The sequence below is a fragment of the Ancylobacter sp. IITR112 genome (genome assembly GCF_041415945.1).
Lineage (GTDB): Bacteria > Pseudomonadota > Alphaproteobacteria > Rhizobiales > Xanthobacteraceae > Ancylobacter.
In genome coordinates, this window is record NZ_JBGCUS010000001.1 from 3,111,959 (window position 1) to 3,138,115 (window position 26,157).

The 26,157-nt window shown below is 68.6% G+C and carries 20 protein-coding genes; 4 read left to right on the forward strand and 16 right to left on the reverse strand.

From position 1 onward, the window contains the following. Positions 1-12: 12 nt before the first annotated feature. Positions 13-525, forward strand: coding sequence for a thioesterase family protein (locus AAC979_RS14855; RefSeq protein ID WP_371347643.1), 513 nt, complete (start codon positions 13-15; stop codon positions 523-525). Between the two features lie 18 nt (positions 526-543). On the opposite strand, the gene AAC979_RS14860 is transcribed toward AAC979_RS14855, so the two are convergent. From AAC979_RS14860 to AAC979_RS14870, 3 genes are all read right to left on the reverse strand, one after another. Then, positions 544-1,482 carry a 50S ribosomal protein L11 methyltransferase gene (locus AAC979_RS14860; RefSeq protein WP_371347644.1) on the reverse strand — a complete coding sequence of 313 codons (939 nt, stop codon included), beginning with the start codon at positions 1,480-1,482 and terminating at the stop codon, positions 544-546. Positions 1,483-1,560: 78 nt separating this feature from the next. Continuing rightward, positions 1,561-4,041 (reverse strand): ATP-dependent helicase, encoded by a 2,481-nt coding sequence (locus AAC979_RS14865; protein ID WP_371347645.1) that lies wholly within the window; start codon positions 4,039-4,041, stop codon positions 1,561-1,563. A 74-nt stretch (positions 4,042-4,115) separates the two neighbouring features. Then, on the reverse strand, positions 4,116-4,988 hold the full coding sequence (locus AAC979_RS14870) for a LysR family transcriptional regulator (RefSeq protein ID WP_371347646.1): 873 nt from the start codon (positions 4,986-4,988) through the stop codon (positions 4,116-4,118). Between the two features lie 101 nt (positions 4,989-5,089). Between AAC979_RS14870 and AAC979_RS14875 the strand changes: the two genes are divergently transcribed. From AAC979_RS14875 to AAC979_RS14885, 3 genes are all read left to right on the forward strand, one after another. Then, complete coding sequence (locus AAC979_RS14875) at positions 5,090-6,424, forward strand: aspartate aminotransferase family protein (protein ID WP_371347647.1); 1,335 nt, start codon at positions 5,090-5,092, stop codon at positions 6,422-6,424. Between the two features lie 148 nt (positions 6,425-6,572). Continuing rightward, complete coding sequence (locus tag AAC979_RS14880; RefSeq protein ID WP_371347648.1) at positions 6,573-8,405, forward strand: aminopeptidase P family protein; 1,833 nt, start codon at positions 6,573-6,575, stop codon at positions 8,403-8,405. Positions 8,406-8,527: 122 nt separating this feature from the next. Next, positions 8,528-8,680, forward strand: coding sequence for a DUF3309 domain-containing protein (locus tag AAC979_RS14885; RefSeq protein WP_244450564.1), 153 nt, complete (start codon positions 8,528-8,530; stop codon positions 8,678-8,680). Between the two features lie 67 nt (positions 8,681-8,747). On the opposite strand, the gene AAC979_RS14890 is transcribed toward AAC979_RS14885, so the two are convergent. The 13 genes from AAC979_RS14890 to murC all read right to left on the reverse strand — a co-directional run bounded on the left by AAC979_RS14890 (position 8,748) and on the right by murC (position 26,109). Next, the gene (locus AAC979_RS14890; RefSeq protein WP_371347649.1) at positions 8,748-9,305 is read right to left on the reverse strand and encodes a cysteine hydrolase family protein; all 558 of its coding nucleotides are present in this window, start codon (positions 9,303-9,305) and stop codon (positions 8,748-8,750) included. Between the two features lie 58 nt (positions 9,306-9,363). Next, positions 9,364-11,601 carry an NAD-dependent DNA ligase LigA gene (ligA, locus tag AAC979_RS14895; protein ID WP_371347650.1) on the reverse strand — a complete coding sequence of 746 codons (2,238 nt, stop codon included), beginning with the start codon at positions 11,599-11,601 and terminating at the stop codon, positions 9,364-9,366. A gap of 83 nt (positions 11,602-11,684) precedes the next feature. Further along, complete coding sequence (locus tag AAC979_RS14900; protein WP_371347651.1) at positions 11,685-13,211, reverse strand: ArnT family glycosyltransferase; 1,527 nt, start codon at positions 13,209-13,211, stop codon at positions 11,685-11,687. After that, a complete protein-coding gene (locus AAC979_RS14905; protein WP_371347652.1) occupies positions 13,208-14,368 on the reverse strand; it encodes a glycosyltransferase in 1,161 nt (386 codons plus the stop codon). Before AAC979_RS14905 ends, AAC979_RS14900 begins: the two co-directional genes overlap by 4 nt. Positions 14,369-14,471: 103 nt before the next feature. Continuing rightward, positions 14,472-16,145, reverse strand: coding sequence for a DNA repair protein RecN (recN, locus tag AAC979_RS14910; RefSeq protein ID WP_371347653.1), 1,674 nt, complete (start codon positions 16,143-16,145; stop codon positions 14,472-14,474). A 134-nt stretch (positions 16,146-16,279) separates the two neighbouring features. Continuing rightward, positions 16,280-17,122, reverse strand: a complete 843-nt coding sequence (locus tag AAC979_RS14915; RefSeq protein ID WP_371347654.1) for an outer membrane protein assembly factor BamD — start codon at positions 17,120-17,122, stop codon at positions 16,280-16,282. Positions 17,123-17,478: 356 nt separating this feature from the next. Beyond that, positions 17,479-18,417, reverse strand: coding sequence for a UDP-3-O-acyl-N-acetylglucosamine deacetylase (gene lpxC / locus AAC979_RS14920; protein WP_371347655.1), 939 nt, complete (start codon positions 18,415-18,417; stop codon positions 17,479-17,481). 308 nt (positions 18,418-18,725) lie between these two features. Next, positions 18,726-20,441, reverse strand: coding sequence for a cell division protein FtsZ (ftsZ, locus tag AAC979_RS14925; RefSeq protein ID WP_371347656.1), 1,716 nt, complete (start codon positions 20,439-20,441; stop codon positions 18,726-18,728). Positions 20,442-20,527: 86 nt separating this feature from the next. Further along, positions 20,528-21,850 (reverse strand): cell division protein FtsA, encoded by a 1,323-nt coding sequence (gene ftsA / locus AAC979_RS14930; RefSeq protein WP_371347657.1) that lies wholly within the window; start codon positions 21,848-21,850, stop codon positions 20,528-20,530. Continuing rightward, on the reverse strand, positions 21,847-22,860 hold the full coding sequence (locus tag AAC979_RS14935; RefSeq protein ID WP_371347658.1) for a cell division protein FtsQ/DivIB: 1,014 nt from the start codon (positions 22,858-22,860) through the stop codon (positions 21,847-21,849). The genes ftsA and AAC979_RS14935 overlap by 4 nt, the downstream gene beginning before the upstream one ends. Beyond that, the gene (locus AAC979_RS14940; RefSeq protein ID WP_371347659.1) at positions 22,827-23,747 is read right to left on the reverse strand and encodes a D-alanine--D-alanine ligase; all 921 of its coding nucleotides are present in this window, start codon (positions 23,745-23,747) and stop codon (positions 22,827-22,829) included. Before AAC979_RS14940 ends, AAC979_RS14935 begins: the two co-directional genes overlap by 34 nt. A gap of 35 nt (positions 23,748-23,782) precedes the next feature. Continuing rightward, positions 23,783-24,703 (reverse strand): UDP-N-acetylmuramate dehydrogenase, encoded by a 921-nt coding sequence (gene murB / locus AAC979_RS14945; protein WP_371347660.1) that lies wholly within the window; start codon positions 24,701-24,703, stop codon positions 23,783-23,785. Beyond that, positions 24,700-26,109, reverse strand: coding sequence for a UDP-N-acetylmuramate--L-alanine ligase (gene murC, locus AAC979_RS14950; RefSeq protein WP_371347661.1), 1,410 nt, complete (start codon positions 26,107-26,109; stop codon positions 24,700-24,702). Before murC ends, murB begins: the two co-directional genes overlap by 4 nt. Positions 26,110-26,157 lie beyond the last annotated feature (48 nt).

The following is a 26,157-nucleotide window of genomic DNA, read 5'->3' on the forward strand; positions in this document are numbered from 1 at the left end:
CGGGATGGTGTCATGCTGGACGGGATCGATTTCGAACCCGTGTTCTTCGCGCCCTTCGTGTCGTCCGTTATGACGGTCGATGCCGGCTGGGCCGATCACAACGGGCATTTGCACGCAGCCTTCTACAGCCTGCTGTTCGACCGCGCGGTCGACGAGGCGGTGTTTCTGGTCGGGCTCGGTCCGCACCTCGTGGAAAGCCGGCGCGCTTCCTTCGTGACCATGGAGGCGCACCAGCGGTTCCAGAGCGAGCTGCGCGCGGGCCAGGAGGTGCGGGCGACGCTGCGCCTTATCAACTATGATGACAACCGCATGCACCTGTTCCAGGAGCTGCATCACGCCCGCGAAGGCTGGATTGCCGCGACCTATGAACAGATCGCCCAGCATGTCGAGGCCGGCACCCGCCGTGTGGTGCCTTTTCCCGACGAGGTGCTGGAGCGGCTGGCGCTGATGAAGGCCGCCCACGGCGCCCTGCCGGTTCCCGAATATCTCGGCCGGCCGGTCAACATGCCGATCCGGCTGAGCTGAACTCCTCGCCGTGCCGCCTCACCATTGGCGGGCGGGGGTGACGTTGCGCCCGCGATCGGCGGTCAGTTCCAGCGTCGTCCAGCCCTCGATGGTACGGCGGCGCTTGAGCCGCAGCCCCTGCGCGCGATAGGCAGCCAGCGCCGCATTGGCGTGCGAGGGCAGCAATCCCGACAGCACCACCGTGCCGCCCGGCGCCAGCAGCCGGCTGAGCGGCCGGGCGATGGCCTTCAGCGGCGGCAGCAGGATATTGGCCAGTATCAGGTCGTAAGGCCCGTGCCGGCGGAAGGCACCCGCGCCGAGCCCCGGCGCATGCAGAAACTGGATATGGGGCGCGGCGCGGTTCGCCACCGCATTTGCCCGCGCCGTCGTCACCGCCACCTTGTCGATATCGCTGGCCAGCGCCGGCGCATGGAACAGCCGCGCCGCCGCCATGGCCAGCACGCCGGTGCCGGTGCCGACATCGAGCGTGCGCGCCGGGCGACGCTGTTTGCCGAAGGCGTCGATGGCGGCGAGGCAGCCCTTGGTGGTGCCGTGATGGCCGGTGCCGAAGGCAAGCGCGGCTTCGATCTCGATGCCGATGCGGTTGGCGGTGAGCCGGCCGCGATCATGCGAGCCATGGACGATGAAGCGGCCAATGGCGACCGGCGCCAGCCCTTCCAGGGACGCCGCCACCCAGTCCTTCTTGTCGAGCAGCGAGAAGACTGCCGCTTCGGCCGCCGCCGGCGAGACCAGCGCGATGAGTTCGCGCACCATCTCTTCATCCGGCTCCTCGCCGAAATAGACCTCCACCGCCCAGCCCGAGCCTTCGGCGCGGTTCTCGACCTCGAAAGCCGCCGCGGCCACCTCGGCCGGGTCGAAGCTTTCGCCGAGATATTCGGCGATGGCGCGCGCCTCATGCTCGGGCGCGTCGACCCGCATCACGTGCGAGGCGCCATTGGGCGGCAATCCTTCGAGCATGTCGGTCCTCACGGGCGCGGGCTGAACTGTGCTGCGCGTCTGTAAGCGAGGAAGCGGCCGAACGCCAGCGCCCGCTCCTCACGCCGCTTCAACGAAGCTGTCGACCACCTTTTTCTCGCCGGCCTTGTCGAACTGCACGGTGAGCTTGTTGCCTTCCACCGAGGCGACCTCGCCATAGCCGAACTTCTGGTGGAACACCCGGTCGCCAATGGCGAAGCGGGAGGCCGGGCCGGTCGATTTGGCGATAAGCTCGCCCTCGATGACGCGCCCGCCCATGCGCGCCTTCTCGCTGGCGGCGAAACGCGAGGGGCGGTTGTCGGTGAAACCGCCGCCGGAAAACCCGCCGCTGCTGCCGGTCCGGGCCGCGTTCTGCGCTCGCTGCCAGCCGGGCGTCGAATAGGAGGAGCCGAAGGTCTGCGCCTCGTCGAAGCGGCTGGGGCCATAGCCATAGCGGCCGGACTGACCGCCGCCCCAGCCCTGCCCGCCGCGCGATTCCGTCACCTCCACGTCCTTCTCCGACAATTCGTCGAGGAAGCGGCTCGGCACCGCCGACTGCCACATGCCGTGAATGCGCCGGTTGGAGGCGAAGAATACCTTGGCGCGGCGTCGCGCGCGGGTGAGGCCGACATAGGCGAGGCGGCGCTCTTCCTCCAGCCCCGCGCGGCCCTGCTCGTCCAGCGCGCGCTGATTGGGGAACACGCCCTCCTCCCAGCCGGGAAGAAACACCGTGTCGAATTCCAGCCCCTTGGCCGAATGCAGCGTCATGATGTTGACCGCATCGCCGCCGGCGGCGCCTTCGACATCCATCACGAGAGAAATGTGCTCAAGGAAGCCGATGAGGTTCTCGAACTGCTCCATCGAGCGCACGAGTTCCTTCAGGTTGTCGAGCCGGCCCTGCGCGTCGGCGGAGCGGTCCTTCTGCCACATCTCGGTGTAGCCGCTCTCGTCCAGCACGATTTCCGCCAGCTCGTTCTGCGGCAGGCTCGTCATCTGCGCCCGCCAGCGGTCGAAGGAAGCGACGAGATCGCGCAAGGTGAGCCGCACCTTGGGCTTCAGTTCCTCGCTGGCCGCGAGTTCGCGCGCCGCCTCGATGAGCGGAAGCTGCGCGGCGCGGGCGTGATCGTGGATCTGCCGCAGCGCCGCGTCGCCCAGACCGCGCTTGGGCACATTGACGATGCGCTCAAAGGCGAGGTCGTCGGTCGGCGAGGCGATGACGCGAAGATAAGCTAGCGCGTCGCGGATTTCCGCCCGCTCATAGAAGCGTGGGCCGCCGATGACACGGTAGTTCAAACCCAGCGTGACGAAACGCTCTTCGAACTCGCGCATCTGGAACGAGGCGCGCACCAGAATAGCGATCTGGGTCAGCGCATGGCCCTGGCGCTGCAGTTGTTCGATGTCCTCGCCGATGGCGCGGGCCTCTTCCTGGCTGTCCCAGGCACCCGTCACCGTCACCTTCTCGCCGCTGTCGCCTTCGGAGAACAGCGTCTTGCCGAGCCGCCCGGCATTGTGCGCGATGAGGTGGGCTGCCGCCCCGAGGATATGGCCGGTGGAGCGGTAGTTGCGCTCCAGCCGCACCACGGTAGCCCCAGGGAAATCGGCCTCGAAGCGCAGAATGTTGTCCACCTCCGCCCCGCGCCAGCCATAGATCGACTGGTCGTCGTCGCCGACGCAGCAAACATTGCGCGAACCCGCCGCCAACAGGCGCAGCCAGAGATACTGCGCGACATTGGTGTCCTGATATTCGTCGACGAGAATGTAGCGGAAGCGGCGGTGATATTCCGCCAGCACGTCCGGATTCTCGCGCAGCAGGCGGATGCTCTCCAGCAGCAGGTCGCCGAAATCGACCGCGTTGAGCGCCTTCAGCCGCGCCTGATAGGCGGCGTAGAAGGCCCCGCCCCGGCCGTTGGCGAAGGCCGCGCCCTCGCCCGCCGGCACCTGCTGCGGGCCAAGGCCGCGATTCTTCCAGCCGTCGATGATGCTGGCCAGCAGCCGCGCCGGCCAGCGCTTCTCGTCGATGCCCTCGGCCTGCAGCAATTGCTTGAGCAGCCGGATCTGGTCGTCGGTGTCGAGAATGGTGAAGCCGGAGCGAAGACCCACCAGTTCGGCATGGCGGCGCAGCATCCGCACGCCGATGGAGTGGAAGGTGCCGAGCCAGGGCATGCCCTCCACCTCCTCGCCGACCATGGCGCCGATGCGCTCCTTCATCTCCCGCGCCGCCTTATTGGTGAAGGTGACGGCAAGGATCTGCGAGGGCCAGGCGCGGCCGAGCGAAAGGATATGGGCGATGCGGGTGGTGAGCACCCGTGTCTTGCCGGTGCCGGCGCCGGCGAGCACCAGCACGGGGCCCTCGGTCGCCTCCACCGCCGCCCGCTGCTCGGGATTGAGCCCGTCGAGATAGACGCCGCGCACGTGCCCGGCGCCGTCAGGCCGCGCCAGCGCCGCCGCGCGCGCGGCGATGCCGCCGGGACGCGGAGAAGCCGCCGGCAGATCAAAGGGGAAATCGGAGGGGTCACCGTCCGGGGTGTTTCGGGGGTCGGCCAACGGCCTGCTCACAGTCATGATGAATGATTCTTGGCGGAACAAAATGGCATCGGCATGCCCGTTTGGCGAGGGCGGGGCGAATCGGAGGCTTTTCAGCTGGCGCGATAGGCCAACAAGGGCAGTTCGGCGCTGATATGCGCGCCCAGCGCCCGCGCTGCCAGCGAGGGGCGCGGATCGGCAAAGTCCAGCGCGATACCGATGCTGGGCAGCGCCGGCACCCCCTCGGTGAGGATGTGAAGATCGGGCGGCACCGCCATGCGGGTCAGCACCGCCAGCGCATGGCCGGACCGGGCGATGGCGATCAACCCCGCGAGGCTGTTGCTGGCGAAGGCCACGCGGTAGCGCCGGCCCACCGCCTCCATCGCCGCACAGGCGGCGCGATGATCGAGCGTCAGCGGCGCGGAAAGCGCCAGCGGCAGGCTGGCCTGGTCAAGCAGGGCCGGAGCGGGATCATCCGCAACCCAGACGAACTCCTCCGGCCGGATCACCCCGCTGCCCCGGGGATCAGGCACGGAGACCAGCGCCATCTCGATCTGCCGCCGGTGCAGCAGCGGACGCAGTTCCAGCGTCGGCGCACAGACCATGCGCAGCTCAACATCCGGATAGAGCGCGCAGAAGCCGCGCAGAAGCTCGGGCAGGAAGGCCGCCGAATAATCCTCCGGGCAGCCGAAGCTCACCGAGCCGCGCAGGCCCGTGCCGCGCATATCGGCGAGGATTTCATCATGCCGCGCCAGCAGGGCATCGGCATGCACAAGCAGCTTCTCGCCCGCCAGGGTGAGGCGCACGCCCGACCCGCTGCGGTGCAGCAGCGGCTGGCCGAGCGCGTCCTCGAGCCGGTGCATCTGCATGCTGAGCGCGGATTGCGTGCGACCGATCTGCAGGCAGGCGCCACTGATCGAGCCGGTGCGCGCCACGACGGTAAAGCTGCGCAGCAAAGCGAGATCGAGATCAGGAAAACCGGCCATGCCGCCATCAATTTCACCGATAACGGAATGAAGCAATATCAGTTTGCCTGAATGGGCGAGGCCCTTTAGCTCTTCTGTATCCACTGCTGCGGGGAACAGCCATGTCGTCGAATGCCGAGACGCTGCCTATGGGGTCGCTGAACGACGATCCGGCCTTCTGGGCCGCCGCCACCACCCATCTCACCCGCTATGGGCCGAGCTTCGAGTCCGTCATCATCGAGCGGGCGGAAGGCAGCTATGTCTATGATGCCGACGGGCGTGGCATTCTCGACTTCACCTCCGGCCAGATGAGCGCGGTGCTCGGCCATACCCACCCCGATATCGTGGCGACGGTGGAACGACAGATGGGCCGTGTCGCGCATCTGTTCTCCGGCATGCTCTCCCGCCCGGTGGTCGACCTCGCCGCGCGCCTCGCCGCGCTGGCGCCGGGGCTGGAGCGCGTCCAGTTGCTCACGACGGGCGCCGAGTCCAACGAGGCGGCGCTGCGCATGGCCAAGCTCGTCACCGGCGGGCATGAGGTGGTGGCCTTCGCCCAAAGCTGGCACGGCATGACCGGCGGCGCGGCGGCGGCCACCTACAGCGCCGGGCGGCGTGGCTATGGGCCGGCGATACCGGGCTCCTTCGTCATTCCCGCGCCCAATGCCTACCGCCCCCGCTTCACCCGCCCCGACGGCTCGAATGACTGGCAGGCGGAACTCGACGATGCGTTCGAGTTGATCGACCGCCAGTCCACCGGGGCGCTCGCTGCCTTCATCGCCGAGCCGATCCTCTCCAGCGGCGGCATTCTCGAACTGCCGCCGGGCTACCTCGGGGCGCTGAAGCGCAAATGCGAGGAGCGCGGCATGCTGCTGATCCTCGACGAGGCGCAGACCGGCATTGCCCGCACCGGCGACATGTTCGCCTTCCAGCGCGACGGCGTGACGCCCGACATCATGACGCTGTCGAAGACGCTCGGCGCCGGCCTGCCGCTCGCCGCTGTCATGACCACGGCGGAGATCGAGCAGAAGGCACATGAGAAGGGCTATCTGTTCTACACCACCCATGTCTCCGACCCGCTGCCGGCGGCGGTGGGCGTGACCGTGCTCGACGTGGTGGCGCGCGACGGGCTGATGCAACAGGCGATCGACCGCGGCCGGCGGCTCAAGGACGGGCTGCTGAGCCTGCAGCAGCGCTATGACTGTGTCGGCGATGTGCGCGGGCGGGGGCTTCTGCTCGGGCTGGAAGTCGTGCGCGATCGCGGCACCAAGGATCCCGGCTTCGAACTGGGCGCAAGGATCATGGAAGAGGCCATGACGCGCGGCCTCAGCATGAACATCGTCAAGCTGCCCGGGATGGGCGGGGTGTTCCGCATCGCCCCGGCGCTGACAGTGAGCGAGGCGGAAATCGACCGGGGGCTGGAAATCATCTCCGACTCCATCGCCGCCGCGCTCGCTTGAGGGTGCCCGCCATCGGCAGGGGCCATGGCGTTTCTCCTCTTGTCCCGGACAAGCCTTTGCGCGTGAACGGCGCTGGTCTCGGCGCGCCGGGCATGGTCTGATCGGACGGTAGAATCCGCCCGCGCAGCCCCGACCCAAGGCCCTCCCCATGTTCGACGCCAAGTTCCAGACCTTCGCCGATTCCGCGGCCCCCGCGCTCGGCACCGCCCGCCTGAAGCTGCTGCGGGAGGAACTGGAACGGCGGGGACTCGACGGCTTCATCATTCCCCGCGCCGACGCCCACCAGAACGAATATGTGCCGCCCTGCGACGAACGACTCGCCTGGCTCACCGGCTTCACCGGCTCAGCCGGCGTGGCGCTGGTGCTGCGGGAGGAAGCGGCCATCGTGGTCGACGGGCGCTACACCCTGCAGGCGGCCGCGCAGGTCGACACCGCCTCCTTCGCCGTGGTGCCGCTGGCCGAGACCACGCCCGAGCGTTGGCTGGAAACCCACCTGCCGGCCGGCGCGCATCTCGGCTATGACCCCTGGCTCACCACGGTGGACGGCGAGCAGAAGCTGCGCCGCGCCGCCACCCGCGCCGGCGGGGTGCTGGTGGCGGTGGATGGCAACCCGGTGGACGCGGTGTGGCCGGACCGCCCGGCACCACCGCTCGCCCCGGTCACGCTGCGCGATCCGGCGCTGGCGGGGGAGAACGCCTCGGACAAGATCGCCCGCGTGCAGGCGGCGCTGGCCGAGCAGAAGCTCGACGCGCTGGTGATTTCCGATCCGCATTCGGTGGCCTGGACCTTCAACATTCGCGGCGGCGACGTGAACTTCACCCCGCTGCCGCTGTCCTGGGCACTGGTGCCGCGCAGCGGCCGGCCGACGCTGTTCGTCGACGCCCGCAAGCTCTCCAACGCCACGCGCGACGCGCTCGCCCCGGTCACCGAAATCGCCGAGCCGGCGCGGCTGGAAGACGCGGTGGCACTGGCTGCCACCGGCGGCGCCACGCTGCGGCTTGACCAGGCCACCGCCCCGGCGCTGCTGGCGGCGCGGATCGAGGCCGCCGGCGGCACGGTCTCCAACGGGGTCAGCCCGGTCGCGCTGATGCAGGCGGCCAAGAACGCGGCGGAACTGGCGGGGATGCGCGCCGCACATCGCCGCGACGGCGCCGCGCTTGCCCGCTTCCTCGCCTGGTTCGACGCGGAAGCCGCCAAGGGATCGCTGAGCGAGATCGACGCGGTCTGTGCGCTGGAGCGCTTCCGCCGCGAGACGGGCGCGCTCAAGGACATTTCCTTCCCCAGCATATCCGGCGCCGGACCGAACGGCGCCATCGTGCATTACCGTGTCAGCGAGGCGACCAACCGGCCGATCCGCCCGGATGAGTTGTTCCTCATCGATTCCGGCGCGCAATATGAGGACGGCACCACCGATGTGACCCGCACCCTCGTCGTCGGCACCGCGAGCGCCGAGATGCGCGACCGCTTCACCCGGGTGCTGAAGGGCCATATCGCCATCTCCCGCGCCGTGTTCCCGCTCGGCACATCGGGCGCGCAGCTCGACAGCTTCGCCCGCCAGCATTTATGGGCGGCAGGGCTCGATTTCGACCACGGCACCGGTCATGGCGTCGGCGCCTATCTCTCGGTGCATGAAGGGCCGGCGCGCATTTCCAAGCTCGGCACCGTGCCGCTGGTGCGCGGCATGGTGCTCTCCAACGAGCCCGGTTATTACAAGGTCGGCGCCTATGGCATCCGGCTGGAAAACCTCGAAATCGTGGTCGACGGGCCGATGGTCGAGGGGGCGGAGCGCACATTGCTCGGTTTCGAGACGCTCACCCTCGCCCCGTTCGACCGGCGCGGCATCGCACCGGCTCTGCTCACCGCGGAAGAGACCGCCTGGCTCGACGCCTATCATGCGCGGGTGAGGGACGAGATCGGCCCGCTGGTCGACGCGCCGACGCGGCTCTGGCTCGACGCCGCCACCGCGCCGCTGGCGCGCTGAGGCCCTTTCGCCCCGCCGCGCGTGTGGGGAGGGCAGGAAATAGGTAATGGTTCAATGGAACCATCGTCGATGAGCGGCATTATCCCGGCGACTGATGTAACGGGACGGCTGGAGACTCGACGATGACAACCATTCTTATCGTTATTCTTATCCTGATTCTTATTGGCGCCCTGCCGAGCTGGGGTTACAGCCGCAATTGGGGCTATGGCCCCAGCGGTCTCGTCACCATCCTGCTGGTGATCCTGATCGTGATGATGCTTACCGGCCGCCTCTGACCGTCGCGCGCCGAGATGGAAAAGCCGCCGCGTCTCCCCCCGCGGCGGCTTTTTCGTGGGGCCGGGATCAGTCCCGCAGCGCGGCGGCGGCCTCCGCAGCCGGCACTACCGTCGCGCCGGCGAATTCCAGTGCTGCCATCATCGCCGCCTGCACCGCCTGGGAAGGCACCTCTGTGCCGTTGAACGACAGCGGCCGCGTCGCGGTGGCGTCATGGGCGAGGATCACCTCATAGCCGAGATCGAGCGCCGCACGGCTGGCCGCATCGACGCACATATGGCTCATCGCCCCGACAATCACCAGCCGCGCCACGCCCTTGCCACGCAGCAGGCTGTCGAGATCGGTGCGCAGGAAGGCGTTGACCTCCTCCTTCACCACCACAGGCTCGCCCTCCTGCGGCGCGAGGCTGGCGTGAATCTCCGCGCCCGGCGTGCCGCGTTCAAAAAAGGGGGCGTCGGCGCCGCTCATCTCATGGCGGACATGCACCACGCCGGCGCCGGTCTCGCGCGCGAGGGCGAGCAGTTCGCCGGCCCGGGCGGCGGCGGCTTCGGTACCGTCCAGCGGGTAGCGCCCGCCGGGGAAATAATCGTTCTGCAGGTCGATGAGAACAAGCGCGGTGGCTGACATGGGCAGGCTCCGACGGCGGGGACGCGAGCGCCAAGGTCGGCCCGCCGCCGCCCACCTGTCAACCGGCGCCGGCCAGCGCCAGCCATTCGTCCTCGCTGAGCACCGCCACGCCGAGTTCCCGTGCCTTGGCGAGCTTGGAGCCCGCATCGGCGCCGGCGACGACATAGTCGGTCTTCTTCGAGACCGAGCCTGCCACCTTGGCGCCGAGCCGCTCCGCCATCGCCTTGGCCTCGTCGCGGGTCATCTTTTCCAGCGCCCCGGTGAACACCACCGTCTTGCCGCTCACCGCCCCGGCTCTGGCGACAGCCTCCATCGGTTCGGGCGTCACCTCGCGCAGCAAGGCATCGACCGCCGCCTGGTTGTTTGGCTCGCCGAAGAAATCGACCACCGCCTCCGCCACCACCGCGCCGATGCCCTCAATGCCGATGATCTCCTGCCAGGCGTCGTTGCCCTTGGGATGCGCCTCGCCCGGCGGTATCGCGGCCAGCGCGGCCTCGCGCAGCGCGTCGAGGCCGGGAAAATGGCGCAGCAGGCGCTTGGCATTGGTCTCGCCGACATGGCGGATGCCGAGCGCGTAGAGGAAGCGGTTCACCGGTACCTGGCGGCGGGAGGAGATGGCGGCGAACAGGTTCTTCGCCGAGGTCTCGCCCCAGCCCTCGCGGTTCTTCAGCCGTGTAAGCGCGCCGGGAGCGGAATCGCGCGCCTCCAGGGTGAAGATATCCGCCGGCTGCTTGACCAGCCCGGCCTCATAGAAGGCCTGCACCTGCTTCTCGCCCAGCCCTTCAATGTCGAAGGCGCCCCGCGAGACGAAGTGCCGGATGCGCTCCACCGCCTGCGCCGGGCACACCAGCCCGCCCGTGCAGCGGCGCACCGATTCGCCGTCCTCGCGCACCGCATGCGAACCGCAGGCGGGGCAGAGCGTGGGAAAGGAATAGCGCCTGGCCTCGGCCGGCCGCCGTTCGACCTCCACCGCCACCACCTGCGGGATGACATCGCCGGCGCGCTGGATCACCACCCAATCGCCCTCGCGTATGTCCACCGGCTCACCATCATGGATGCCGCGGATCGGCTCGCCATGGCCGCCAATGCCGCTGATATAGTCCTCATTATGCAGCGAGGCGTTGGAGACCACGACGCCGCCCACCGTGACCGGGGTAAGCTTGGCGACCGGCGTCAGTGCGCCGGTGCGCCCGACCTGGATCTCGATCCGCTCCAGCCGGGTGACGGCCCGCTGCGCCGGGAATTTATGCGCCAGCGCCCAGCGCGGCGAGCGCGAGACGAAGCCGAGCCGCCCCTGCAGCGTCAGGCTGTCGACCTTGTAGACGACGCCGTCAATGTCGTAGCCAAGCATGGCGCGCTGCTCGCCGATCATCCGGTAATGCGCCAGCAGTTCCGCCGCCGTATGGCAGCGCACGGTGAGCGGATTGGTCGGCAGACCCCAGCGTTTGAACGCCTCGATCACGCCGAACTGGGTGTCGGCGGGGAGCCCACCTTCACTCACCTCGCCCCAGGCATAGGCGAAGAAGCGCAGCGGACGGCTGGCAGTGATTTTCGGATCGAGCTGGCGCAGGCTGCCCGCCGCCGCATTGCGCGGATTGGCGAAGAGCGGCTTGCCCGCCTCCTGCTGGCGTTGATTGAGGGCGGCGAAGGCGTCGTGACCCATATAGACCTCGCCGCGCACCTCGAACACGGCCGGCACATCGGCCCCGGTCAGCCGCTGCGGAATCTCGCCGATGGTGCGGACATTGGCGGTGACATCCTCGCCCTCGAAGCCGTCCCCGCGCGTCGCCGCCTGGACGAACACGCCGTTCTCGAAGCGCAGCGAGCAGGACAGGCCGTCGATCTTCGGCTCGGCGGTGAGGGTGATGTCGGCATCGGCGGCAAGGCCGAGGAAGCGGCGCACGCGGGCGACGAAGTCTTCCACCTCCTCGTCGGAAAAGGCATTGCCGAGCGAGAGCATCGGCACGGCGTGCCGCACCTTGGCGAATTTGGCGGAGGGAGCGGCGCCGACCTTTTCCGACAGGCTGTCCATGCCGCGCAGTTCAGGAAACTGCGCCTCGATCGCCTCATAGCGCCGGCGCAGCGCGTCATAGTCGGCGTCGGAGACGGTGGGCGCGTCGTCCTGATAATAGCGCCGGTCATGTTCGGCGATCTCCTCGCCAAGCCGCGCATGCTCGCGCGCCGCCGCATCGGCGGTCAGCGCCGCCACATCGTCGGACCCGGCGCCGCTCGGCAGGCCGTCAGCCGGCACGTCGTCGCCCGGCGTGGCGGAGGAAGGCGTCAGGGATCGCGACATGGCACTCACCGCAGGCTGGGGCGGGGACACCGCCGGGGGCCTTCTCCCTTTCCAGAAATCGCCCGCCGCCTCAAGCCTCCCGATCAGGGAGCGGGCGCGGCGGTAGCAGGCGCTGGCGCGGCGAGCGGATCGAGCCGGAACAGCCGCACCGGCGGCATGGTGACATCGCGGAAACGCCGCGACACCTCGCCCATGTCCTGGCGGCCATAGGCGGCGCTGATCTCGCCGAAGGAACGGAAGGTGGAAAGCACCAGCAGCAGCGGCCCCGGCAAGGAGAGCGGCTCCGGCTCGTTCATGAACACATAGCGCTGGCGCTCGTCAAATTGCTGCACGGTGACGCCGGGCAGTTCCCGCTTGAGCATGGCGGTCATCTGATAATCATTGGTCAGGATGGCGCTGGCGCCGATCTGCCGGCGGCGGGCGTCGATCTCGGCAGCGAATTCCGGCCAGCCGCGCGTCATCCGCACCACCGCGTCCTTGTTGCCGGCGAGCGTGGTCGGCACGAACAGCGCGTGAATGCCGAGCGCGAAAACAAGGCCGAAGGCCAGAGGCAGGGTCGTCCGCGCCAGCCCCGGCTGGTGTCGCCCCCACCAGCCGCTGCCGGCCGGCGCCAGCATGCCCGCCGCCGCCGCGAGCGCGACCAGCGGGTAGAGAAACCCGACCCAATTGCCTTCCACACGCGCGCGCAGCGCATGCACCGCGAAATAGGCCAACGGCACGAACAGAAGGAGCAGCACCAGCCCCCGCCCGCCGCCGGGGCGGAACATTGCCGCCGCCCGGCCCGGCAGCAGGCCGATGACGGCGAACAGGAACACCAGTGGCGTCGCCAGCGCGATCTGCGAGCCGATGAATTCCGGCAGAAAGCCGGGACGGAACGGCGCCTGCGCCGTCACCCGGCCGCCCTGTTTGGTCAGCGTCGCCCAGTCATGGGTCGCGTTCCAGACGATGTTGGGCAGGAACACCAGCAGCGCCACCAGCCCTGCCAGCCACGGCCAGGGGGTAAGCAATTGCCGCCGCAGCGGCGCCAGCGCCAGCACCGCCAGGGCAAAGGCGCCGGCCAGCATCACGCCGGAATATTTCGACTGCGCCGCGAGCCCCGTCGCCAGCCCCATGGCGAGCCATATCGACGGCCGGGGGGCGCGCACCAGCCGCGCCGCGCCCCACACCATGGCGGCGCAGAACAGCGCCAGCGGCGCGTCCGGCGTCGCCAGAGTGAGGCCGAGAAAGCCGAAAATGGTGGCGTTGAACAGCACCGCCGCCAGCGCCCCGGCGCGGGGATCCTCCAGAAGATCGTCCGCCGCCCGCCACACGAACCAGCTCGCCGGCAGCGCGGCAAGCACGCAGAACAGCCGGATACCGAGAGGCGTGTCGCCAACCAATTCCTGCCCGGCGCGGATGAAGAACGCGATCATCGGGGGATGGTCGACATAGCCGGCCGAAAGCCCCTGCGCCCACAGCGCATAATAGGCCTCGTCCGGCACCAGCGGCACGAAGGCGGCGAGCACCAGCCGCCACAGCAGCATCAACCCGATCAGCGCCAGCGCGCCGCGCGTCGCGACCTCGCGCGAGAGCGAGGCAGCGGGCGACGGCACGGCGGCAGACGGGCTCATGCCGCGTCCTTCCACACCAGCGCCCGGCTCATCGCATAGTTCCACACCGCGCCGACGCAGGCCCCCGCAATGCCGGCGAGCCACCATTGCTTGGTCTGGTAGAAGGCCCAGTCGGCGGCGCCGACATTGGCCGCCGCCCCCAGGCCGCAAATGGCATAGAAGGCCAGCAGCCCGCGCAGGAAGGCAAAGCCGGACAGGCGGCGGTCGCGATAGGTGAGCAGGTTGTTGAGCACATAGTTGAACGTCATCGCCGTCACCGTGGCGATGGTCTGCGCCGCCAGGAAACTCAGCGCCAGGCCGAGGCCTAGGCGCAGCGCCGCGAGATGGACGACGAGACCCGCCGCGCCCACCGTGGCGAAGGAGAGGAAGCGCAGCGACACCAGCCCGCCGGTGGCCTTGGCGACAATCAGGCCGAGAAAATCCATCAGCACGCGGTTGTCGAGCTTGCTGTCGCCGCTCTGCCGCACGCCGAAACTGTAGGTCAGCTCCGTCACCTTCAAGCGCCCCTTGGCGGTGGCGAGGATGTCGAGCAGTATCTTGAAGCCCTGGGTCGAGAGTTTCGGCGCCAGTTCTTCCACCGTCTCCCGCCGCAGCATGAAGAAGCCGCTCATCGGATCGGAGGAGGTGACATGCAGCACGCGCTGGGCCAGCCGCGTGGCGAGGCGGCTGCCGCGGCCGCGCCAGGCGCTGAAGCCCTCGGCATCGCCGCCCGGCGCGTAGCGCGTCGCCACCACCACATCGGCGCCCGCGCCCATCGCCTCCAGCATGCGCGGCAGCAGGGTCTCGTCATGCTGAAGATCGGCATCCATCACGGCGACGATCGGCGCCTGCGCCGCCAGCATGCCTTCGATGCAGGCCCCGGCCAGCCCGCGCCGCCCGACGCGGCGGATGCAGCGGATGCGCGGATCGCGCCGGCCGATGGCGCGCAGCGCGTCGGCGGTGCCATCGGGGGAGTTGTCGTCGACGAAGATCGCCTCCCAGGCGATGCCCTCCAGCACCCCCGCGAGCCGCCCCACCAACGGCTCCAGATTCCCGCGCTCATTGAAGGTGGGAATCACCACGGTCAGCTCCGGCGCCATGGCAGCGACGGCGGCAGGACGGGGCGCGGCGGCGGCAGCACCGGTCGGGGCAAGCACGGAGAGCGGCGAGGACGTCATGAGAAGCCGGCGGAACGAGGGACACAAGCGTGCGGACGAATAGGACAGGCCGGCGCGGAAGTCGACGGCGACGATAGGCTGCGGGCAGCCGCGGCCGGCACGATCATTCCGCCGCCGCCCCTTTCAGCAGCCTGTCAGCCGCCGCCCGCGCCTCGGAGGTCACCTCGGCGCCGGAGAGCATGCGGGCGATTTCCTCGCGACGATGAGCGGGGGCAAGCGGGGCGACCTGCGTCGCCACCCTGTCCTGCTCGGCCATCGCTTCCTTGGCGATGCGGAAATGATTGCCCGCCCGCGCCGCCACCTGCGGAGCATGCGTCACCGCCACCACCTGCACACGCTCCGACAGCCGGGCGAGCCGGGCGCCGATGGCGTCCGCCACCGCCCCGCCGACCCCGGTGTCGATCTCGTCGAACACCAGCGTCGGCGCCGAGCCCTTGTCGGCCAGCACCACTTTCAACGCCAGCAGGAAACGCGCGAGTTCGCCGCCCGAGGCGACCTTCATCATCGGGCCGGCGCGGGTACCGGGATTGGTCTGCACCCAGAACTCGATGCGATCATAGCCGTCGACATGCCCGCCCTCGTCGACCTGACAATCGGTGAGGAAGCGGGCGCGCTCCAGCTTCAACGGCGGCAGTTCGGCATTCACCGCCGCATCCAGCGCCCGCGCTGCGGCGCGGCGCTTGTGCGAGAGGTCGCGCGCGGCCTGGCGATAAGCCGCTTCCATGGCGTCGGCGCGCGCTTCCAGCCCCTTCAGCGTCTCCGCGCCATGGTCGAGCGCGTCGAGCTGGTCGGCGAAGCGGGTGGCGACGATGGGCAGTTCGTCCACGGTACAGGCATATTTCCGCCCGGCGGCGCGCAGGGCGAACAGACGCTCCTCAAGGCGCTCCAGCTCGTGCGGATCGAAATCGGCCTCGCGCAGCGCCGTGTCGAGATGCGTGCGGGCGAGGTCGAGCGCGTTCAGCGCTGCGTCGATCGCCTCCACCGCCGGACGCACCAGCGCTTCCACCTCTCCAGCCCGCCGTTCCAGCCGGCGCACGGCGGCAGCCAGCACCGGAATGGGCGAGTTGTTGCCACCAACGGCGTCCTGTGCCTCGGCCAGATCGGTGGCGATCTTCTCGAAGCGCATCATCTCCGTGCGGCGGGCGGCGAGCCGCTCCTCCTCGCCCGGCTCGGCGCCGAGGGCGGTGAGTTCCTCCACCGCGTGGCGAATATAATCGGCTTCCTTGGCGGCCTCGTCGAGCCGCGCCTTTTCCTGCGCCGCCTCGGTGCGCGCCGCGCGCCAGCCGCGCGCCCGGGCGCTCACCTCCTCGGCAAGGCCGGTGAGCCCGCCATAGGCGTCGAGCACGGCGCGGTGGGAGACGGGATCGACCAGCGCGCGGTCATCGTGCTGGCCGTGGATCTCGACAAGGCGCCGCCCGAGCGTGCGCAGCATCTGCGCGCTCACCGACTGGTCGTTGACGAAGGCGCGCGTGCGTCCGTCCGCATGCTGCACCCGGCGCAGCACCAGCGCGCCGTCATCGTCGATCCCCGCTTCCGCCAGCAGGCCGCGAACCGGATGGTCGGCGGCGAGGTCGAACTCGGCCGTCACCTGGCCCTGGGTGGTGCCCTGGCGCACCAGAGAGCCGTCGCCGCGCCCGCCAAGGGCGAGGGTGAAGGCATCGAGAAGGATGGACTTGCCCGCGCCGGTCTCGCCGGTAAGCACGGTGAGCCCGGCATGGAAAGAGAGGTCGAGCCGCTCGATGAGCACGATATCCCTGATCGACAGGGCGATCAGCATGGGTAACGCTCCAGAACGTGGCCTTGCGGGACGAGCATGCGCGGCGTTGGCGCCAGCGGCCGAAAGACGCGCATCTTGTTCTCGCTACGTTCTCACATGTCGCGGCGGAGCGGAAGAGGGTTTTGCCCTCTTCCCTAGCCGAGGGTGAAACCCTTGAACGCCTTGGCGATCCATGACTGTTCGTTCAGCTTGGGATCGACGCCGCGCGACTGCACGAGCTTGTAGGCGTCCTTGTACCAGCTACTGTCGGGGAAATTGTAGCCCAGCACGGCGGCGGAGGTCTGCGCTTCGTTGATAACGCCAAGCGCCATATAGGCTTCCGTGAGCCGGTACAGCGCTTCCTCGACATGGCGCGTGGTCTGGTAGCGTGTCACCACGACCTTGAAACGGTTGATGGCGCCCGCATAGTTCCGCTGTTCGAGGTAATAGCGCCCGATCATCATCTCCTTGCCGGCGAGCTGGTCGCGGGCGACTTCGAGCTTCTTCTTGGCGCTGACGGCGTATTCCGTATTGGGATATTTGCGAATCACATCCTCCAGCGAATCCATCGCGCGCTGGGTGCGCTGCTGGTCGCGGGAGATGTCCGGGATCTGGTCGAAATAGGAGGCGGCGACGAGGTACTGCGCATAGGCCGCATCGTCCGAGCCCGGGTGCAGCGCGAGATAGCGCCGCGCCGCGGCGATGCATTCGTCGTAATCGCCCTGGGTGTAGTTGATATAGGCAATCATCAGCAGCGCCTTGCGCGCCCAGTCCGAATAGGGATGCTGGCGATCGACATCCTCGAAGCGCGTGATCGCGTCCTTGTATTCTTCCTTCTGCATGAGGGTCAGGCCCTCATTGTAGCGCTGCTCGGCCGGCACGTCGGGGTAGACCGTCTCTTCCTTGTTGGTATCGAACCAACTGGCGCAACCGCCGAGCGAGGCGCCGGCCAGCACCAGGCCGAACAGGCGCACGGCCATCAGGCCCGAACGCGCCATGCGAGGGCGGAGGGCGGGCGCTGCGGGGCCGGGAACAGTCTGGCCGAGACAGAGAAGACGCATCACAAGTTCGATCCCGATCTGGTCGCTGTTTCGTTGCCACGTGCGTGACAGGCGCTAAGGCGGCTTTCCGACCGGATTATGGCGCCTGGGTGCGCCAAGATCAAAGAGACGCGGCCGACCACCGTTTCAGGCCGGATGTGGCGCAAGAGACGCGCCCGAGAGGCGAGAGACGGCCCGACCCGGCAACCACGCGGCGGCTGAAAGCGGACATACACGAGCGACGCGCGACAGGAAAGCCGCCAACGGGCGGTAGCGCGACAAGCGACGGCGTGACAGCCGGAAGCGCGACGGCCTCACAGTTCCGGCGCGTAGGCCGGCACGGCCACGGCGACGAGGCCGGCATTGCTGCTGACCGTGCGGCGGGCGGGGATGCGGGCCTCGACGATCTCATAGGCCGAGCGGTCGGACAGCAGCGCGTCGACGACGGCGAAATTCAGCTTGTGGCCGCCGCGATAGGAGCGGTAGCGGGCCAGCAGCGGCAGGCCGCCAATAGCGAGATCGCCGATGGCGTCGAGCGCCTTGTGGCGGACGAATTCGTCGGCGTAGCGCAGCCCGGTGGTGTTCATCACGCCGTCGTCGCCGAGGCAGATCGTGTTGTCGAGCGAGGCGCCCAGCGCATAGCCCGCCTGCCACAGGCGCTCCACGTCGCTGACAAAGCCGAACGTCCGGGCAGCGGCGAGTTCCTTGCGGAACACGTCGGGCGACATCGTCGCGGCAAAGCGCTGGCGGCCGATGGCGCAATGGTCGAAGTCGATCTCGACTTCCAGCCGGAAGCCCATGTCATAGGGGGAAATCTCGCCGAAGCCGGCTTCGGTTTCGACGCGCACAGGCTTGAGCACACGCAGATAGCGGCGCGCGTGGTCGGTCTCGACAATGCCAGCCTCATCCACCGCCGCCACGAATTCGCCGGCACTGCCATCGAGGATCGGCACTTCCGGGCCGTCAATCTCGACCCGGGCATTGTCGACGCCGAGGCCGGCGAAGCAGGCCAGCAGATGCTCGACAGTGGACACGGCCGGACCTTCCGCATCGCGCAGCACGGTGGCGAGATCGCTGCCACGCACCGCGCCGCGGCAGGCGCGCACCGACTGATTCGTGTCCTTGCGGAAGAAAACGATGCCGCTATCGGCTTCGGAAGGGGAGAGATGCATCCGGGCCATCTTGCCGGAATGAACGCCGACGCCGGAGAGCATCACGTCATCGCCAAGGGTGGTCTGCCGTACAGCGTTCATTCGACCCAAAAAGCGGCAGCGACGAGCGCCCCGCTCTCCCCAATCCCCGAAACCAACACAGTGCGCCGCTACCTTGAGAGGCTGCGGAACCGAATCCGCTGCGGACGCTTATCGTTGGTTGGCAAGATAACGGCGCCGTGAGTCCGCGCCAAATCACGCTTGCTTACCGTCTGTTACCGCTTTTACGCTACCGCACAATCCTGAAAAATCATTTAATCTCAAATAGCTACGCCCGGACCTCGCGGTCCGGGCGCTGCATTGCGTAGCACTCTATGTAACAGGCGGTACGTTCCGCCTGCCGTGCCGCCTCAGCCCTGACGGCGCAGGAAGGCGGGGATATCGAGATGGTCGTCCTCGGCCGGGCGCGCGGCGCGCGGATCGGCCGGGCGGGCCGCCGGACGCTTGGCGTATTCCGAGGTCTCCGGCCGCATCTCGCCGACCTGGCGGGGCTCCGGCTGCGCGGGGGCGCGGCGCACCACGGGGCGCGTATCCGCCGGGGGCTCGACCTCGTCCTCGTCCTGGCCGCGGCCAAGTCCGACATGGGCGAGACGCTGCAGCAGCGTCATCCGCTTCTTCTCGGCCTGGTGATGGTCCGGCATCTCGCCGCGCGCGGCGCGGATCTGATTCTGCGCCGGCATCGGCAGTTCGTCGACACGCGGCATGCGGGGGGCCGGACGCTCCGCCTGCGGCGGGATGAACGGCTCGATCGCGTGCTCTTCGTAGGCCGCCTCATTATAGGGCGCCGGTTCCGGCTCGGCATAGAGCGTGGGCTTGGGCGCCAGCGGACGGATGGTCACGTCGTCAATGGCGGCGGGGGCCGGCGCATAGGACGGCTGGGCGTAGGAGGGTTCGCCATAGGGATGCTCGCTGACCGGGGCGGCGGCGAAGCTCGGCTCGTGATGCGAGGCGCCGAAATCTTCCGCATCGAGCGCCGAGGCGACCGAACGCAGGGCCGCGTCGCGGCGCGCTTCCACGGCGGCGCGGCCGGCATTGGAGACGCGGCGGCCGCCGAGGTCCGGCAGGTTGTTCAGCGCGTGGGGAATCTGCTCGGGAATCACCGCCGGGTCGATGCCGGTGGCAACGACCGACACGCGGATCAGCCCTTCCAGCGTCTCGTCGAAGGTGGCGCCGAGGATGATGTTGGCGTCGGGGTCGACTTCCTCGCGGATGCGGGTCGCCGCCTCGTCCACCTCGAACAGGGTAAGATCCTTGCCGCCGGTGATGGAGATCAGCAGGCCACGCGCGCCGCGCATCGACACCTCGTCGAGCAGCGGATTGGCGATCGCCGCTTCCGCCGCGTGCCGGGCGCGCTGCTCACCGGAGGCCTCGCCGGTGCCCATCATCGCCTTGCCCATCTCGCGCATCACGGCGCGCACATCGGCGAAGTCGAGGTTGATGAGGCCTTCCTTCACCATCAGGTCGGTGATGCAGGCGACGCCGGAATACAGCACCTGGTCCGCCATGGCGAAGGCATCGGCGAAGGTGGTGCGCTCATTGGCCACCCGGAACAGGTTCTGGTTCGGGATAACGATGAGCGTGTCCACGCCCTTCTGCAGCTCGTTAATGCCCATCTCGCCGATGCGCATGCGGCGCTGGCCCTCGAAATGGAAGGGCTTGGTCACCACACCGACGGTGAGGATGCCGAGTTCGCGGGCCGCGCGGGCGATGACCGGGGCGGCGCCGGTGCCGGTGCCGCCGCCCATGCCGGCGGTGATGAACACCATATGCGCGCCGGCGAGGTGATCGCGGATCTCGTCAAGGGCTTCCTCGGCGGCGGCGCGGCCGACTTCCGGCTGGGAACCGGCGCCGAGACCCTCGGTAACCGCGACGCCCATCTGCACGATGCGCTCGGCCTTGGAAAGGGTGAGCGCCTGCGCGTCGGTGTTGGCGACCACGAAGTCGACCCCCGTCAGGCCGGCCGTGATCATGTTGTTGACCGCGTTGCCGCCGGCGCCGCCGACACCGAAGACGGTGATGCGGGGACGCAGTTCGCGGATGTCCGGTACCTGGAGGTTGATGGTCATTCTAGTGTCCCCTAACGCCGGCGGGCACGCGGCCCGTCATGATCCCTGTGGTGCCGGTTCCGCCGGCGCGGATTAGATGGTGCACGTCAGAAGGCCTCCCTCAGCCAGTGGCCGACGCGCGAGAAGTAGCCGGAGCCGTCGCCCTGCGAGAGGCGGCGGCGACGGGCCTCGAAATGTTCGAGCCCCGCGACCTGCGGATAGACCAGAAGCCCGGTAGCCACGGCGAAGGGCGCGCCGCGCGTCGCCTCCGGCAGCTTGGAAATACCGAGCGGACGACCGATTCGCACCTGTGGTCCCAGTATGTTACCGACAAGCTCCGCAAGGCCAGTGAGTTGCGCAGCGCCGCCGGTGAGAACGATGCGCCGCCCCGCCCCGGCCGCATGGCCGGAGGCGTGCAGGCGGTCGCGCACCAGTTCCACGATCTCCTCGACGCGCGGGCGCACAATGCGCATCAGCTTCGCCTTGGGAATCACCCGGGGCAGGTCATGGTCGTCGGAAATGCTCGGCACGGTGAGCATTTCGCGCTCATCCGCGCCCATGGCGATGACGCCGCCATGCAGGCTCTTCAGCCGCTCGGCATCGGCGAGGCGGGTGGACAGGCCGCGCGCCACGTCGTTGGTCACATGCTGGCCGCCAATGGCGATGCCGTCGACATGCACGCAATGGCCGTTCTCCACCACCGCCACCGTCGTGGTGCCGGCGCCGAAGTCAATCAAGGTCACGCCCAGTTCCGCCTCGTCATCCGCGAGGGTGGACAGCGCCGCCGCATAGGGCGCGGCGACCATCGCCTCGACCCCGAGATGGCAGCGCTCGATGCACAGAAGCAGGTTGCGCACCGCGGCCGCTTCGGCGGTGACGACATGCAGGTCGACGCCGAGTCGGCGCCCGAGCATGCCGCGCGGCTCTCCGATGCCGGCGACCCCGTCGATCGCATAGCCAACCGGCAGCGCGTGCAGAATGGTGCGCCCCTCGCCGACGGCGAAGGTGGAGGCGGCATCGAGCACGCGGCGAATGTCGCCTTCCGCCACCGCCGGTTCCGGCAGGTCGACCTCGGCGGCGAAATGCTCGGAGGCGAGCCGCCCCCCTGCCATGGAGACAATGACGGAGGCGATCTGCGCGCCGGCAGTGCGTTCGGCCGCGTCCACCGCGCGGCGGATCGCATATTCGGCGCGCTCCATGTCGATGACAGCGCCGCCCTTGATGCCGTGGGCGCTGGTGTGGCCGATGCCGAGCACATCCACCGAATGGGTGCGCCGGCGCAGGCTGGAGGTCGCTTCGCGCGGCTTCAGCCGGGCGATCATGCACACGATCTTGGAGGTGCCGACTTCCAGCACGCCGACCACGCCGGTGCGGCGCGGCGCCAGCGGCCGCATTTTCGGAGCGATCTCGAAAGGTGCGCGGGTTCTCATGAGCTGCCCGCCTTCTTCGCCTTGGCCTTCGCCTTCAGTTCCGCCTCGCGTGCGGCATAGGCGGCATCGGAAAGCCGGACTGAAACCCGGTCGGGGAGACGCAGGTCCACAATGGTGATGTCGCGCGAGAGCAGCGATTTCTGCTGGTCGAGCAGGGCGAGCTGTTCGAGCGCGTCGTTCAGCCCCTCTTCCGGCAGGCGCACATCGACGCCGTTACGCATTTTCAGCGTCCAGCGCCGGTCGGCGACCCGGATGGCGGCGCGCACCTGGTCGCGCACGCCGGGTACGAGGCTGAGCGCCTCGACGATCTCGACCACATGATTCTCCGCCCCGTCGCCGACCACGATGGGCAGGCGGATATAGCGCGGATCGTCGGAATAGGGGGCGATCACCGTGCCGTCGCGGGCGATGACATTGATCCGCCCGTCCTTCTGCCAGAGCGCGTAGCCCTCGCGCTCGACGACCTGGATGTCGAGGCGGTCGGGATAGAGCTTCTGCACCGTGGCGCGCTTGATCCAGGCGAGTTCTTCCAGCCGCATCCGCGCGCCCTCGGCATCGAGGAACAGCAGCGACGAGGTCGGCTTCACCCCGGCAGTGGCGAGAATGTCGCCCGGCGTGACGTGATTCTGGCCCGACAGGTTGATGTTGGCGATGCGGAAGCCAGCGAGATTGGCGGCGGCATCGCCGAAATCGCGGGCGGTCTCGATCGCCGCCGGCATATGGCCGCCGCGCTGCATGCCGTAAAGGCCGGTGGCGGCGAACAGCCCGGCGGTGAGCCACAGGCCCGCGCCGGAGAAGGCGGCACGGGAGGTGCACAGGCGGACGAGGAATCGGCGGCCGCCGATGATGGCGCGATCGAGCAGGCGGGTGCGCTCGGCCGCCTTGGCCGTGCGCACCGGGACGCGCGGACGCGCGCCGCGATTCGAATCGCCGGTGGCCGCGCCGGTCCGCTTGCCCGCCGGCGTCTGCCGCGGGGTCAGCGATCGAGCGAAGCGTCCTCCACCATCCATCGTACAAGCTCACCGAACGAATGGCCCGCATGGGCTGCCAATTCGGGCACAAGCGACGTCTCGGTCATTCCGGGCTGCGTATTGACCTCCAGACAGACAAGGCCGGTTTCATCCCCGGTCTGGTCGTCGTAGCGGAAATCCGTCCTGCTGATGCCCCGACAGCCGAGAGCGCGATGCGCCCTGACCGCTAACATCTGCGCCTTTTGGTAAATATTCGGTAAAATTCGGGCCGGCAGAATGTGGCGCGAACCGCCCGGAGCGTATTTTGCCTCGTAATCATAGAACTTTAGGTCGGACTGGATTTCGATAACGCCGAGCGCTTCGTCGCCCATGACGGCGCAGGTCAGCTCCAATCCGGGGATATAGCGCTCCGCGACGAGGTCCTCGCCGAATCCCCAGTCGGGGCGGTGAAGCTCCTGCGGCGGATGCTCCTGGTCCTCGCGTACGATGAACACGCCGACCGACGACCCCCCTGTATTGGGCTTGAGCACATAGGGGCGCGGCAGCACATGCTCGCGGGCCGCCTCGGCCCGGCTCACCATGCGCCCTTCCGGCACGGGAATGCCGTGCGCGGCCAGCACGATCTTGGCCTGCCGCTTGTCCATGGCCAGCGCCGAGGCGAGCACCCCGGAATGGGTGTAGGGAATGCGCAGGATTTCCAGAATGCCCTGGATGGTGCCGTCCTCGCCCGGCCGGCCATGCAGCACATTAAGCGCCACATCGGGTTTGAGGGCTGTCAGCACCTGCGCGATGTCGCGCCCGACATCTACGCGGGTCACGCGGTAGCCAACGCTTTCCGCCGCCTTCGCGCAGGCTTCGCCCGACCAAAGCGACACCTGCCGCTCCGGCGACCAGCCGCCCATCAGGACGGCGACATGCTTGCCCATGGTACTCTCCTCGACGGCCGCCAGGGCCGCATCGCTCAGACGGGAAGACCGATGCGCCTGATCTCCCATTCCAGCTCGATGCCGGAATGATCCTTCACGCGCTGGCGAACCTCTTCGCCGAGCCCCTCGATATCGGCGGCGGTCGCGCCGCCGGTGTTGATCAGGAAATTGCAGTGCAGCGTCGACATCTGCGCCCCACCCCGGGTCAGCCCTCGGCAGCCGGCCGCGTCGATCAACTGCCAGGCCTTCAGCCCCGGCGGGTTCTTGAAGGTCGAGCCGCCGGTCTTCTCGCGAATCGGCTGCGACGCCTCGCGGGCTGCGGTGATTCGGTCCATCTCGGCGAGGATGGCGGCGGTCTCGCCTGGCCGCCCCTGGAACAGCGCCGAGGTGAAGATCACATCCGCCGGTGCCTGCGAGTGGCGGTAGCTGAAGCCAAAATCGGCATTGGTGAACACCCGCACCCGGCCGGCCCGGTCGACGCCGCGCGCCTCGATCAGCACATCCGTCGTCTCGCCGCCATGGGCGCCCGCATTCATCCGCAGCGCGCCGCCAAGACCGCCGGGAATGCCGCGATAGAAGGCGAGCCCATCAATGCCCGCTTCCGCCGCCGCGCGGGCGAGCTTCACATCCGGCACCGCGGTCCCGGCCCGCAGCCGATAGCCATCCTCGACGACGATCTCGCCGAAGCCGCGCCCCAGCCGCACCACCACGCCCGGCACGCCGCCATCGCGCACGATCAGATTGGAGCCGAGGCCGATCACCGTGACCGGAATTTCGGCGGGCAGGCGGCCGAGGAAATAGGCGAGGTCGTCCTCGTCGGCCGGGGTGAACAGCACCTGCGCCGGCCCACCGACGCGGAACCAGGTAAGTTCGGCCAGCGACTGGCTGGCGATCAGCCGTCCGCGCAGCGCCGGCATCGCGGCGGAAAGCTCTGGCGTGAGGTCGGGGAAGCTCATCGCGCGGCCCCGGCCGCCAGTTGCTCCGGCAGCGCATAGGCCCATTGGGTGATGTTGCCAGCGCCGAGACAAACGACGTAGTCACCTGGCTTCATCAGCCCGTTCACCAGACCCGCAAGCGCCTCTGGCCCGCTCAGAGCCGTCACCGAGCGATGGCCGCGCGCGCGCAGCGCTTCGACCAGATGATCACGGTCGATGCCGGGGATCGGCGCTTCGCCAGCCGCATAGACATCGGCAACGATCACATGATCGGCGTCGTTGAAGCAGGTGGCGAACTGGTCGAACAGCGACTGCAGCCTTGTGTAGCGGTGCGGCTGGACGACGGCGATCACCTGCCCCTCGGTGGAGGCGCGGGCGGCGCGCAGCACGGCGGCGATCTCCACGGGGTGATGGCCGTAATCGTCGAAGATGGTGACGCCGCCCACCTCGCCGGTGCGGGTGAAGCGCCGCTTCACCCCGCCGAAGCCGGCGAGCGCGCTGCGAATCTGCTCGTCACTTGCGCCGAGTTCATGCGCAACCGCGATGGCGGCGGTAGCGTTCAGCGCGTTGTGCTTGCCCGGCATCGGCAGCACGAGATCGCGCAGTTCGTGCACCACCGCGCCGCTGCGGTCGCGGAACAGCACGCCGAAGCGGCACATGCCGCCGCGCAGGTCGAGATCGACGAGGCGCACATCCGCCTGCGGGTTCTCGCCATAGGTGATGACGCGACGATCCTCGACATGGCCGACGAGGTCCTGCACCACGGGATGATCGGTGCACATGACGGCGAAGCCATAGAAGGGCAGGTTGTCGATGAAGCTGCGGAACGCGGCCTGCACCGCCTCGAAGGTCTTGAAGTGGTCGAGATGCTCCGGGTCGATATTGGTGACGATGGCGACCTCGACCGGCAGCTTGAGGAAGGTGCCGTCACTCTCATCCGCCTCCACCACCATCCATTCGCCGTCACCGAGGCGGGCATTGGTGCCATATGCGTTGATGATGCCGCCATTGATGACGGTGGGATCGAAACCGCCGGCATCGAGCAGCGTGGCGACGAGGGACGTGGTCGTGGTCTTGCCGTGGGTGCCGGCGATGGCGACGCAGCTCTTCAGCCGCATCAACTCGGCCAGCATTTCCGCCCGGCGCACCACCGGCAGGCGCTTGGCGCGGGCGGCGACGAGCTCGGGATTGTCGCGGCGGATTGCGGTGGAAACCACCAGCACCTCGGCACCGTCGATGTTCTCGGCCGCATGGCCGATCAGCACCTTGATGCCCTTTTCCGCGAGGCGCTTCACATTGGCGCTTTCAGCCACATCCGAGCCCTGCACGGTATAGCCGAGATTGTGCAGCACCTCGGCGATGCCGCTCATGCCGATGCCGCCAATGCCGACGAAATGGATGGGGCCGAGAGACAGCGGGAGCTTCATGGAATGTTCCTTCCGCCCGCGCGCGCGGCGGGAATGCTTTGCCGGCGC